The sequence below is a fragment of the Bradyrhizobium sp. STM 3809 genome, assembly GCF_000239795.1.
Classification (GTDB): domain Bacteria; phylum Pseudomonadota; class Alphaproteobacteria; order Rhizobiales; family Xanthobacteraceae; genus Bradyrhizobium.
Genome location: NZ_CAFJ01000397.1, coordinates 1 through 12,076, shown reverse-complemented (window position 1 = coordinate 12,076; position 12,076 = coordinate 1). Strand labels below are relative to the sequence as shown.

Sequence of the window (12,076 nt, the reverse complement as noted above, 5' to 3'; positions counted from 1 at the left end):
ACGAGATCCGCTCCGCTCAAGACGGCACGAATGTCCTCGAAGGAGGCGACCGAAATGTCTAAAGTCGAGAACCCCTCCGACCGGAGCCTATCTTGGATCTCTGCCTCGTTCGCAATCGTTCGTGGATTTCCCCAATTTCCCCGGCTAACAAAAACTCGACGCCGTGATTCTGTGCCATCCAAGATGCGACTTCGGATGGTCGCATATCTTCGGAACTTGCTCGCATTTTGTGCGAACTCGTCAATGATCCGGAGCCTTCTTACCCATGCTGTACCGACTCTTTTCGGAGCTTCGACATCTGCGATCTTCCGATAAGCTGGCTCATCTCTGTGATCCGGCCTCATATGCGCAATGATAGGGCCTAATTTACTCGCCATCATCTGAAGTGGAAGCTCGTCCACGAGCCAATGACCAAACCATGTGGACCCAGCCACTCCAGCCCCCAGTGTCGCCTCGGAAAACTCGTGGTGAGGTTGGAGCGGCAGCACGCTCAAATTCCTGGCAAAGGCGCGCCGTTCCAGCCCGGATCGCAGCTCGATCCGTGCCCGCGCCCCGATATACATCGAACCATCAACAAGGAATGCATCACGAAACTCGTGCAGATAGAGCGGCCGCAACTCGACTTCGCGTGACATCGCGAGCTCATTTCGAAGCTTCTCGGCAGAGAGCCAAGGACCATCCGCGATCCTTCTGGCGTGTTCTTCACGAAAGAACGGCCTGATCGCCGGCAGTCGACTTCCCTGGCAGATCTGAATTGATCTGCTGGCGAGAGCTCCGAGCCCAGGCGCTGGTCCCCGCCTCATCCTGGTGAAGTAGTATCCGAGAGATGCGGCAGCTGCTTTCGAATAAAAGACTGACACCCATAATGACAGCCACCCCAAATAACTGATTTCTTTCACTTCTCCCGCGACGGCGGTTTGCACCTTCGCCAATTTACGCCTGCACCAAATGGACCCGTGGAACGCGAGCATGGTGGCTCGATCGATGCTCCCACACAGCAATAGAAAAAAGACATTAGAGCGAGCCGAGGCCAGCTTCCTGAAAAGCACCTTCAACGATTGCCGCTCCGCCCCCCTGCCTCCCTGCCTCCCTGGAGGATCACGATCCACTATGGTCTTGCCTTATTTAGCAAGAACTCGAATGTGATTCAAACACCTTGAATAGTGGAATTCTGCTCGGAACGCGCTAGACGCGCTGCAATTTGCAGATCCCTGTGTGCCTCGTATATATCATCTCCAATGCCTGCACTGACGTCCGCTCTTCCAAATGGCCTGCTGGGCAGCGATCAAAGATGACCATTAGCTTCACAATCATCACGCCGACCTTTAACCGCCCAACCCTGCTCAACCGTCACCTCAGTCGCACAATCCGGCAGGCTTACGAAAATTGGCGACTGCTCGTTGTCCACGACGGGCCGAATGTCGAGATTCAGTCGCTCGTAAATCGATATACGATCCGTGACAGCCGCGTTTCCTATCTAGAAACCAACTCTCGAGCGAACGACTGCGGCGCGACCCCACGTCTCGCCGGCCTGACTCACCTCGCCAACAGCGGCTTCATATCCGACTACGTGGTGTTTTGGGACGACGACAATGCCTACAGAAAGGACGCCCTGGACCAGATCGCAAGAGAGATCGAGAAAGCAGACCGGCCAGAACTCCTGATTGTTGGCGTTCGACGAAACTCGACCATCATCCCTCCGACTGGCGCGTCAGTCTATTCGCTCCAGGTTGGACAACTGGATACCTCAGGCCTCATATTTCGGCCTGAGCTTGCCCGGAGAGTCTATGCGCAGATGCTCGAGCAGAGTAAACGGGAAGATATTCTGCGCTTTAATGATTTTCTTTCTTACAAGTACGCCAGAGAGTCGCTGTCTTCAGACAAGATCAAGGGAGCCACCGAGACAGTCATATGCGATTATGACGGACTCAGATGGGCACCATATCTACGATCTCTGTTAGGGCTTCCGCCGATCGGCATCGCGCGCAGACTCCGGCTGGGACGGTAGAGACCTCAGAAAGACGCACACATATTCACTGGGGACAAAGGCCGCGACTCACAAGATACGAACGAAACTGCCTGGCCACTCCAGCTTCCGTGCAATTTTCCTCCGCAAACATCCGCCCTCTTTCGCCGAATCGCTCACACGCAGCGCTGTCACCCCATAGACGCCTAATTGCGCCAACAAGCTCGTCAACAGCTCCAGCTTTGACGCTAATCGCATTGTCCTCATTTTGGACGTAGTCAGATACCCCAGGCGAACTCGTCGCAATGATAGCCTTTCCAAGATGCATAGCTGCAGCAAGCGTGATATGACCACACGGCACCTCGCCAGGATTCAGCGGAAGAACCATAAAGCGAGCGAGTCGCAAGGTTTCCATTGCCTCACCGAACGCTATATCGACGCGAGCAAACACGTTTCTTGGCAGTTCAAGTCCATAGAGATTTTCGGGTCTGACAACCAAGACAAATTTGATATCCGGCAGGAGCCGGGCCGCCGCAACAAGAGTTTTGTAATCGCGACCGTTGCCGCCGATTGCAGCGATATATCCGTAGTCTTCCGCAGGAATAATCGAGGGTGTCGTGGCAGGCTTCGCCATCCCCCAGTGAACAAAATGGAATTGATCGATCGGGACGTCGAACGCCTCCGAATAGATCTCCCGCTCTACGTTGGAGAATACGACAAACCCATCGACGCGCGCCAACAACACCCGAAAAACAGCTCGCTTAAGCCCTCGTGGAACGCTGGCAAAGTTGAAACTATGAGCAAGAATAATAGACTTTGACCTCAACAACCATGAGAACAATGCACACCACGCAGCGAGAGCCGGTCCGTGCGTTACCAATACATCCGCCTTGACTTGCTTCGCTTTCATCACGCCATCGAGAGCACCCAGCACGCGGCCAAGGTTAACCGCCGTGATATAGTTATCGATCTTTCTTCGCCGGCATATCGCGAATACAAATCTCGGCCCTGCGCTTGGAAAGTGCTGCGCAACCCAGGTCCAATTCGGATCGGACATCTCGGCACAGCAAACAACCGTCGTGTTCGACATGGCGGCCTCTCTCTGGTTGGAGCGTTCCAATCAACGCACAATCGACAGCAGCGTGAGAAAGAGCTGTCCAGCCAGCCAGCCGCACGGCCAAATTGCGAGAGACCCTATCTCAACAACGAGGTTGTTTAAGCCATGCTTGCGATTGAACCAGAAAATCAGTGGGAGAGTGGGCGCCAGATATGTCGCCAGGCCGATCAATGCCCCTTTCACGTCGAAGAAATAGTACATCAGCGGCACCAACGTGAAAAGTGAGACCACTCGCACTGCGTTGAGCGCAGCAATGTAGTTTGGCTTTCCTAGCGCTACATACGCATTCTGAGCGAGCGCGAAGCGGGAAAAGAGCAAGCTGAAGGAGAGAATTTGCAGCATCTCGCCCGCAGGCAGATAGCGTGGATCGTAAAGAATAGAGACAATCTTTCCCCCTGTTGCAAAAAGAAAACCGGCCGCAGCGACATAGATGGCATCCGCTCCCCACCGCATTTGCAAATAGCGCGTTGAGAATAGCTGAGGCCGCTCGCGCGCGATCTCCCCGAGTGCGGGGAGCGATACATTCGAAAAGAAACGGCCCGCGATACCGTCCACCATCGAACTCAAGCCCGAGGCGATCGAGTAAAATCCCAAGGCGGTTGCCGTGATCCAGGCACCAAGCATTAGCCTATCGCCATTCATCGCTAGCACGCCAATGATCGACGAGATGAAGACCCAACGGCCGAACCGCAGAATCTCTGTTAGCGCATCGCGATTCCAGCAAAACCGGTCCCGGCGCCCCGTCAGCCAGACATGAGTCAGCACCGTATAGACAACAGAACCAACCAGACCGTTGATGATAAACGACCAGACAGAATGAGTAAGCCAGCCAAATCCGATCGCAACCGCATAACTTACGACCATCTGAATTAGTTCGATGAGAGTGATCCGGCTGAGATCAAGACTACGGCTCAGAGAGTGCAGCTTCATTGAATGAAGACCGAGGATCACCGAAGAGAACGATCCCACGGCAATGATCGCCGGCAGCAACGGATTGCTATACACACTGTCCGCTGGCAGCAACTCCATCAAACGCGCGACGTACAGGCCGACCGCGACCGCCATACAGGCGATCCAGATCCATAACCCCCTCAAGACTTGGACGGTCCAAGCCGTGTTGAGAAAGACCGCGTTTTGGCCTCGGCTGCTTTGTATGATTGACTGTCGAATACCTAAGTCGCTGAACAGTCCAACGAGAACGTTGATCGTGGTCGCGATCGCCATCAGACCGAAGGCGTCTGGAGCGAGCAGGCGGGCCATGATGAGGTTCCCGAACAGCCTCATGACGAGCGCGGCACCATACCCGAACAGTGTCCAGCTTCCCGCGCGAAGCACGCGAGCCTTCAGGGACTGCGGGTGGCCCGCCGTTAGAAACGCCATTATTTACCTTCCGGCAGGCCCGTCATCATGGAACAGGTCGAGGCGCGCAACAATTCGCTCTGGTGGACGCCTGCATAGCATGTTGCCGACCACCATCAAGCACTTGCAGTCAACAACGGCGGCAAATCCTTCAATCCAGCCCAGTTCGGATTCATCGGCACACGTGACGAATCGCCGTTCCCGAGCTGACTTTGCAAAATGGGGCACTTTGCCCTAGAATAATGCGAAATTCCCTTGTGTCGATTATCGTAGCGTTCTAGCGGCTGTGAAGCTTTATCAACTCAAGTCCCATATCAAGTCTGCCGGCCGGAGAGCCCTGCACAGGCTGTTTCCGCACGCCACCGGGATGAAAGCGACCGCTGCTGAGCAGGATCCACGCATTATTTTCTCCGAGATTTACCGAAGGAAAGTATGGGGTGGACGCCTCTCGACAGGTCCATACTCGGGAAGCGGAAGTCGAGATCCCAGTATCGTCAATCCCTACGTCGAAGCAGTGAGGAAATTCCTGAGTGGCCTCAGCAGCCCTTCCATTGTTGACATGGGCTGTGGCGATTTTTACGTTGGCAGCCAGCTCGTGGCCTGCGCCGGACGCTACGTCGGCTGCGACGTCGTCGACTTCGTCATCGCTCAGAACAAGCGCAAACATCCGAACATCGAGTTCGTTGTGTGCGACGCTGTGACGGATGACTTGCCGCCAGGTGACGTCGTGCTGGTGCGACAGGTGCTTCAGCATCTCAACAATCGCCAGGTGGCACAAATCGTGCCAAAGCTATGCAATTATAGCTATGCGATCATCACCGAGCACATTCCGGGCTTTTCCGGTTTCATTCCCAATCTCGACAAGGCCGCCGGCCCCGATCACCGCGTCAATTTCGGATCTGGCCTGGTGTTGACAGAACCTCCTTTCAATCTCAAAGCCGACAATGTCCGCATTCTCTGCGAAGTGAATGAGTTTGGCGGCATCATCCAGACGACGCTTTATGACAAGCCGAGGCTGTGACGAGCCAGTCAGTTCGGTCCGAGCGGGTGCGACCTCAACCTCCGTTATTGAACTCATGGATGGCGTCATAGCTTGAATAATGCTCGGCCCCGTAGCCGCGCGGAAACAGCCCCCATTGCGATCTCTCATAGCCGTATTGCGCACCGGCTGCCTCGCGACCCGGATGTGCAGCAACCACGTCGGCGAATCCCTGCTTGTAAAGCGCCTTGTATTGCGGGCTGAACTTGTATCGGTAGATCATCTCGACAATCTGCGACGCCATCTCGGTAGCGTCGTCTCGGCCGCTCACCGTGTACGCAGAGACGCTCCAACCGAGCGACTTGATCCTGGCAGCGAGGACCGGAACGTCGGTCACCGCGTCATTGGTGCCATTGTTGATATTGCCGACCCCGAACTGTGGCCCCCCCTCATAATGAATCACCGCCATCTTGCGCGATCGGCCTGCATCGAATGACGCAGCAACCTGCTCGAGCTGAGTATAGACCTTCGTCTTATAATGGTCGAACGTGATGCCACCGGCACCAGGCGAGCTTCGTTTCACCGCTCCATAGATCTGAGCCGACAGGGCGGTGTACGCAGCGCCGACATTGCCGGCGGCATGATCCTTGGCGGCCTGCAGCAATGGCGCGTTCTCAATCGCTGCCCCCTTGATATAGTTCACGTCGCCCGCAATCCATGGCGATCCCCAATAGGGCGCGACGCCGATGGCATCACAAATATCGATCGGCCGGTTTGGCGCGGCGTTGTAGGACGGAGCAGGTCCACCACCAAGCCCGCCATGCGCGGCATAGACGCGATTGGCCGTTGCATCCAGACTGCCGCCCTTGAACTGGAACATGCTGGTGTTGCCAAGATCCCAGGTTGCCGACTGATTGAAGAGATAAAGTTGAGCGCGGGCGCGCTTGGCCGTCCACGCCGCGATGGTGAGATCGCCATACTGTTTCGTTCGAAGCGCCGTGATGCTGTAGTTCGGATTGTTGCTGCCGGAGGCAAACCCCAAACAGAAGCCCTTCGACATGGCCCTTCCCCAGGGCGATTGGCCGAAATTCCACATCTCATTGCCGACTTCCGTGCCGAACTTCACGTCCGGCTTAAGATTGTCCCGGAAGTAATTGGTGACATCGGTGATGAACTGCGCGTTGGTGTTGATCGGCCAATTGATCCAACAGCCGGCGCCTGTGGCGTTGCACAACTCTACCATATATTCGAATGGGATGGATTGCAGCATGCCGCCGGGACGCCAGATCCAGCCGTCCAGCAAATAGCTGTAGATGAATGTCCCAGTGGCCCCGCCCTCGCCGAAGGTCGCCGACACTGCACCTGTACTCCGCAGCGACAGCGACAGACCATCGCCGGCCCAGGTGTCGGCTTGCTGAATGTCCAGCGTGTTTGGCGGCAGACCATGAGGGAAGGCGGAGATTCCCGCCTGCTTCAAGACGGCGTCATTATTGATGGCCTGGTTGAGACTCGAGCACAAAGCCTGAAGTGTCTTATCGGTGCCGATCCTGATCTCGTACGATAATGTATATGAACCGCCTGGCAGATCAGCTCGGCTGAAAGTCAACGAGACGATCTCGGCATTAGAAACAGTGCCGCCGAAGCGCATGCGAATTCTGTTCTGGCCAGCTGCGAGACCGTATGGATCGAATCGACCGATGCGGCAGAACATTCCGGTCGGCCCCGACACATAGTCGATCGAAATACCTCCCGCTTGCGGTGTAATCGGAAAAAAACTTAGGTCCCCAGAATTCCAGACACTCACTTTGCCCTTCAACACGGCATCAGAGCTGAACAGGTCCATCAGATTCGCTCTAAGTCCGATGAACGTCGAGTCCGAATAGCGTTTGCCAGAGCCGACAATATACGCGACGTCGTACGGAGTTCCGCCATTGAGCCAGGGGGCGGAGAAGCGGAGGACAAGCTTGGTGCCAGATGAAGGAATGGCACCGGAAAACCGCAATATCCGACATTGTGCGCCGAACGCGTAAATATACTTCGCGCCGCGACCATCGACATTCAGAGTCGGATTGACACCTGTGTTTGGGAAATCGAGAACTCCTTGAATTACCTCGTTATCCCGGTAGCGCCCCGCGCCTAACCCTGATCGGCTCACACACGAATAAGCATCGTCGGCACCCCGCTTGATGCTGCCGACCCAATAATCCGGCACGAACCGCCCGCCAGGCCCAGGATAGGACAAGCTAGCCGCCGGGACGCGTTGCGCGAAGTCGTTTTCGTAGCTGGCTTGCACCCCGGTGAGATCCATGAACCGCAGCCAGGAAGGCCGCAGATAACGCATCTGCTCGATCAACAGCGGATCGACGAGTGCGCCGGAATCGACGAGCGCCTCATTTTCTGCCTTGCAGAATACGACATTGCTGAATCCTGAGAACGTCCCCTGCGCCAGGATGTAGACCGCAATATTTGTCGCCTGCCAAATCGCTTCACCGCCGGGCCCGCGATAGGGATCGTTCGGATCCCAGGCTGCCGGCTCTCCCGTGAGCGCATTGGCAACCAGATCCAAGGTGTTCGGATCGATCCGCACGCATTTCCAGATGCCCGCCGCGGCCGCTTGGCCGCGCCCGGCCAGCGCCTGCACCTTGATCACCGGACTGGCCGAATTGGCATAACCGGGCCTGAACGTCAGGCGTACCCGCCGGCCGCCGGCACCATTGTCGACCGGTGAGGGCGACATGTTGAGAATGTTGGCGCCGAAGGTCAGAACCACGCGGGGATTGGTCTTGTCGAGAATCGTGGTGTTGTAGGGCGTCTCTCCGGTATTGCCGGTGACGCCGACGATGTTCTGGCCACCGTTGCGGATGATCGCGCCGGGCGAGAATTGCATCGAACCGCGGCCGCGGAACTTCCAGACAAAATCACCGAAATAACCCTCGGGCAACGAAGGGTTGGCCGTGAGGCTGCGTGCGGGCGTGCGTATTGGACAGCCGTTCGCGTCCTGGTTCCCCGGGTCAGCAGAAAAATTGAATCCTTTGACCAGATTGGCGTAACCGGCAACAGCATTGATCACGATCCGGCCGGCGTCAGTATTAACGGCCGATGCAGCTGACGGAAGAAGCTCGGTCAATGCGAGGGCACCTGTCCCGGATAGCAACTGACGGCGATCCAGCATCGCTATTATTCCTTCATCAAAACGCGCATTCAATCTGAACTGCAGCCCTGGTCAACCGATGGGACCATTGCGGGGCCTTACGGGCATGTGACGGACCCTGATGCGGCTACGGTCCGGCATGTCAGGAAATACGACTGGTTCGCTAAGCTCTGCCATTACAGGCACTTCTGCCGGCGGCGCGACGCGCGGCTTGCGCTGCTTGACTCTCGTGGCACAAGCTTCCGAAGCCCCGAGCAGCGCTCCAACAAGCAACCAAGACCAGGGACTGAGCGTGGAGTTCGGCAGCAGTTCGACGACATTGACCGCGGTCAGCAGCGCGAGGCCGGCCAGCAGCACGGCATCGCGAAATAAGCTGGTTTTGCGCAATGCGCGCAAGGCGAAGAACACTGGCGCGCCAAGCAGCCCGAATTCGGCGATGAAGCCGATCAGCCCGAACTGCCCCAGCGTGATGATCCAGCGGCCGTCGGTGACGCTGGCGTCGCCCGCAAGTCCCTCCCACGTCTCCAGATGGATGCGGTTTCGCCCGAACCGGCCCCACCCGAACACAGGACGTTCGGCGGCATGCTGAAGCAGCTGGTCTTCCTGGTCGAAGCGGAATTTCAGCGAATAGGCGCGATCCTGATTGATACTGGAGGAGATATCGAACAGCATGTTCGTCGGGAACACGCCCGTAATCCGCATCGCCGGATAGGTCAAGGCCAGCGCGACCAGGATCATCGCCACCTTGGCCTGCAGGCGCGGCTGGATCCAGCGTACCAGCGGCACCAGCACGACGCCATAGACGAGCGCGGCGCCGGACTTGCACAGCACCAGGACGACGCCGAGATAGAAGGTGATGGCGCCGGCCGGAGCGGAGCGCACCACCACGACCTTGGCTCGCCAAAGCACCGCGGCCGCGACCGTGACGCTCATCGCGAAGAAGCCTGCGATCAGCCCGTGGCCCATGAATACCATCGGCCGAAAGCTGCCGCCTTCGCGGATCTGCTGGATGAAGTCGCTGGGATAATAGCCGTAGAACCAGAAATGCAGCTGCGGGCTCATGCGGATTTCGAACAGCAGCAGCAGCGAATAGCCGAGTCCCGCAACGACCATAGCCACGAACACCGCCTGCACATCCTCCATGCGCCGCAGGAACTCGCGGCCGATCAGGAACGGGATCAGGGCGATGAACTGGGCCAAGGCGGCGGAGAGGCCGTCATACAGGCCGACGCCCGGAATCACCGAGCGGCCGACATAGATCGGATCGGCGTTCAAGAGCGAGGTCACCACCGGGCTGAACAGGAAGACGAGCATCAAGCCTTCGATCGGGCCGAAGCTCCGCCATAGCCTGACGGGACGGCCGGTCGCCAACATGCAGCCGGCGAACGCGCACAGGCTTGGGATCGAAAACTTGTCAAATTGCGGGATCATCGGGATCTTGAAGAACGTCCCGACCGGGAGCAGCAGCTGCGCTCCCAGCATCGTCCACACTGTCGCCTGGACCACCGGCCGCGTGGCATAGAGCACGATGGCCACGACCGGCCAGACCAGCAGCGCGACATAGGCGAATGTATTCGGCATTGCGACGTTCGCCTGGTCAAGAGAAGGATAATGATCCGGCGGTACTTATGACGTCAGCTCAGACCGGCGGGTTCGGATCTATTTGCGCTGGCAGGACTGCTGGCAGAACTGGGCCTGGTTGTCGCAGGCGCTCAGGCACGGGCCGTTGTAGGAGGTCGGACAGACCCGCTTGCAGGCATCGTTCTGGCTGGCACAATTGATGAGGCAGGCGTTCCCGCTCTCGGCCACGCGCCAGGGGCTCTTCACGGCTGCGTCGGCTGCGGTCGCGACCACGGCTGCGACCATCCCCACAACGACACCGATTGCTCTCAACCTCATGTTATCCTCCGACCGACCAAGCTCCTCAATACCGCATCTCGGCCGGTGCTGGCTACCCGTTGCCGGAGAGCTCCACACCCCCTATCCTTCGAAGGAGTTGGAATGCCAAGCTGGGGCAATACGCCATCCGCACCACCCGAGAGAGAACAGTACCACGCACATACCTTCAACGGGTAGCTTCCCAAGCGATGCCCACGACTGCGAGGCATACATTGGGACACCATCTCCGACTTCGGCTATTTTGATCCATGGTCGTTTCGTATAGCAGAAGCGGCGGTGTTTCTTCAGAGTACGGTGTCATTTGCTCGTTCCAATTCCTTTCGTTCCCCACGTCAACTATATTCAACGGAGCCTTTTTGGCGGCGCCAAACTGGAGCATGCTGCCCATCGGAAGGACGTTTTGTGCTCCGAAGAGACATTTCGGGCGCGGCCAGCGATCGTCCTCCCTGGACAGACCGACAGCATCGTCGGCACCGCCGACGGCACAACGATCGCTCTTGAGCTGACCGCTGCCGCAGCGGATATTCTGAGGGCGAGTCCAACCACGGCGTATCGCATCTCCGACGCGATCATTGTGGACGGCTCGGTCTATCACGGGACCTTCAAGGCCTTCATCGCGGCGCGCTCGCAGTTCCGCGACCGCGAGATCCGCCGGATAGAACAAGCCGGCCTCGCCACGTCACATCTCGCCGCACGCTATTTCGGCCACTGGCTGGTCGACGACAGCCTGCAATACGAACTCGCCCAGGAGTTTGGCGAGCCGCTCTGCTTTCCCCTACCAATCTATTCGGATCACCGCGCCTTCTACGAGGCGCAGCTGCAGCAAACATGTTCATTCACCAGTCGCGCTGTTGTGAAGGACCTCGCCGTTTATCAGGACTTCTATTGGGGAATTCACCAGAACAGCCTGCGTCGATCATTGACACGCATGTTGCGGGAGCGCGCCTGCAAAAGCACACCGAAGAAACGAGAGCACCTCATCTATTTTAGGCGCGGCACGACCGGCATGCTTCGTGTGATTCAACACGAGGACGAGCTCGTCCGACGCTTGGAACAGAATGGATTCGTCGCCATCGACTTGGAAACGATGACCCTTGCTGAAATCCATGAGGCGCTCTCGCGAGCAAAGATCGTGGTCTCAATGGAAGGCAGCCACGTCAGTCATGGCATCTTCTCGATGCCTGAGGACAGCGGCCTTCTTCTGCTGCAACCCCCCGATCGTTTTCTGGCCTTTCATCGCGGCTGGACTGAAGCGGCAGGCATCTGGTTCGGCTTCACCGTGGGGAAAATGGTCGATGATGGTTATATGTTCGCACCATCAGATATTCTTCGGACGCTCGATCTCATGCTCAATCGCATTGAAACTCAGGCTGGATAACCGTCTTCCGTAGCGACAACGTCCATCCAAAATCACTTGTGGACGTCAAGGGTAATCGAGATAATCATAAGCATATTCGACGTCGCTGGCGGATCCGTCGGCGGCGCAAGCCGGTGCCACTTCAAATGGCCCGTACTTCCGACTGTTCAGGAGAGGCATATGGGGTTCCGCTTCAAAATGTCCCTAGGACTTTCGGCCGTAGCCATAGCGCTATGGCTGACCGGCAG

The 12,076-nt window shown here is 57.4% G+C and carries 9 protein-coding genes; 3 read left to right on the top strand and 6 right to left on the bottom strand.

The features are described 5' to 3' along the window. On the bottom strand, positions 1-1,049 hold a 1,049-nt coding region (locus BRAS3809_RS35005), incomplete at its 3' end, for a glycosyltransferase 61 family protein (RefSeq protein ID WP_240535720.1). Positions 1,050-1,291: 242 nt separating this feature from the next. Between BRAS3809_RS35005 and BRAS3809_RS34405 the strand changes: the two genes are divergently transcribed. Beyond that, a complete protein-coding gene (locus tag BRAS3809_RS34405; RefSeq protein WP_052523447.1) occupies positions 1,292-2,008 on the top strand; it encodes a glycosyltransferase family A protein in 717 nt (238 codons plus the stop codon). 25 nt (positions 2,009-2,033) lie between these two features. Here BRAS3809_RS34405 and BRAS3809_RS35000 read toward each other — a convergent pair whose 3' ends face one another. Together BRAS3809_RS35000 and BRAS3809_RS19890 are read right to left on the bottom strand one after the other, a co-directional pair. Beyond that, a complete protein-coding gene (locus BRAS3809_RS35000; RefSeq protein ID WP_240535719.1) occupies positions 2,034-3,056 on the bottom strand; it encodes a glycosyltransferase family 4 protein in 1,023 nt (340 codons plus the stop codon). Positions 3,057-3,086: 30 nt separating this feature from the next. Further along, a complete protein-coding gene (locus tag BRAS3809_RS19890; RefSeq protein WP_008963850.1) occupies positions 3,087-4,463 on the bottom strand; it encodes an oligosaccharide flippase family protein in 1,377 nt (458 codons plus the stop codon). A gap of 265 nt (positions 4,464-4,728) precedes the next feature. Between BRAS3809_RS19890 and BRAS3809_RS35970 the strand changes: the two genes are divergently transcribed. Continuing rightward, complete coding sequence (locus BRAS3809_RS35970) at positions 4,729-5,463, top strand: class I SAM-dependent methyltransferase (protein WP_139017385.1); 735 nt, start codon at positions 4,729-4,731, stop codon at positions 5,461-5,463. Positions 5,464-5,497: 34 nt separating this feature from the next. Here the strand turns inward: BRAS3809_RS35970 and BRAS3809_RS19880 are convergent, their stop codons facing one another. The 3 genes from BRAS3809_RS19880 to BRAS3809_RS19870 all read right to left on the bottom strand — a co-directional run bounded on the left by BRAS3809_RS19880 (position 5,498) and on the right by BRAS3809_RS19870 (position 10,471). Beyond that, positions 5,498-8,593 (bottom strand): hypothetical protein, encoded by a 3,096-nt coding sequence (locus BRAS3809_RS19880; RefSeq protein WP_008963848.1) that lies wholly within the window; start codon positions 8,591-8,593, stop codon positions 5,498-5,500. Between the two features lie 51 nt (positions 8,594-8,644). After that, positions 8,645-10,153, bottom strand: a complete 1,509-nt coding sequence (locus BRAS3809_RS19875; protein WP_008963847.1) for an O-antigen ligase family protein — start codon at positions 10,151-10,153, stop codon at positions 8,645-8,647. 78 nt (positions 10,154-10,231) lie between these two features. Next, positions 10,232-10,471, bottom strand: coding sequence for a hypothetical protein (locus tag BRAS3809_RS19870; protein WP_008963846.1), 240 nt, complete (start codon positions 10,469-10,471; stop codon positions 10,232-10,234). A 301-nt stretch (positions 10,472-10,772) separates the two neighbouring features. Here BRAS3809_RS19870 and BRAS3809_RS19865 point away from each other — a divergent pair, with 301 nt between their 5' ends. Next, a complete protein-coding gene (locus BRAS3809_RS19865) occupies positions 10,773-11,849 on the top strand; it encodes a glycosyltransferase 61 family protein (RefSeq protein WP_240535718.1) in 1,077 nt (358 codons plus the stop codon). Positions 11,850-12,076: the final 227 nt, after the last annotated feature.

Excerpts from the sequence above, each read along its gene's own strand:
- BRAS3809_RS19870 (WP_008963846.1), bottom strand. The coding sequence starts at position 10,471 with ATGAGGTTGAGAGCAATCGGTGTCGTTGTGGGGATGGTCGCAGCCGTG.
- BRAS3809_RS34405 (WP_052523447.1), top strand. The coding sequence starts at position 1,292 with ATGACCATTAGCTTCACAATCATCACGCCGACCTTTAACCGCCCAACC.
- BRAS3809_RS35000 (WP_240535719.1), bottom strand. The coding sequence starts at position 3,056 with ATGTCGAACACGACGGTTGTTTGCTGTGCCGAGATGTCCGATCCGAAT.
- BRAS3809_RS19875 (WP_008963847.1), bottom strand. The coding sequence starts at position 10,153 with ATGCCGAATACATTCGCCTATGTCGCGCTGCTGGTCTGGCCGGTCGTG.
- BRAS3809_RS19880 (WP_008963848.1), bottom strand. The coding sequence starts at position 8,593 with ATGCTGGATCGCCGTCAGTTGCTATCCGGGACAGGTGCCCTCGCATTG.
- BRAS3809_RS19890 (WP_008963850.1), bottom strand. The coding sequence starts at position 4,463 with ATGGCGTTTCTAACGGCGGGCCACCCGCAGTCCCTGAAGGCTCGCGTG.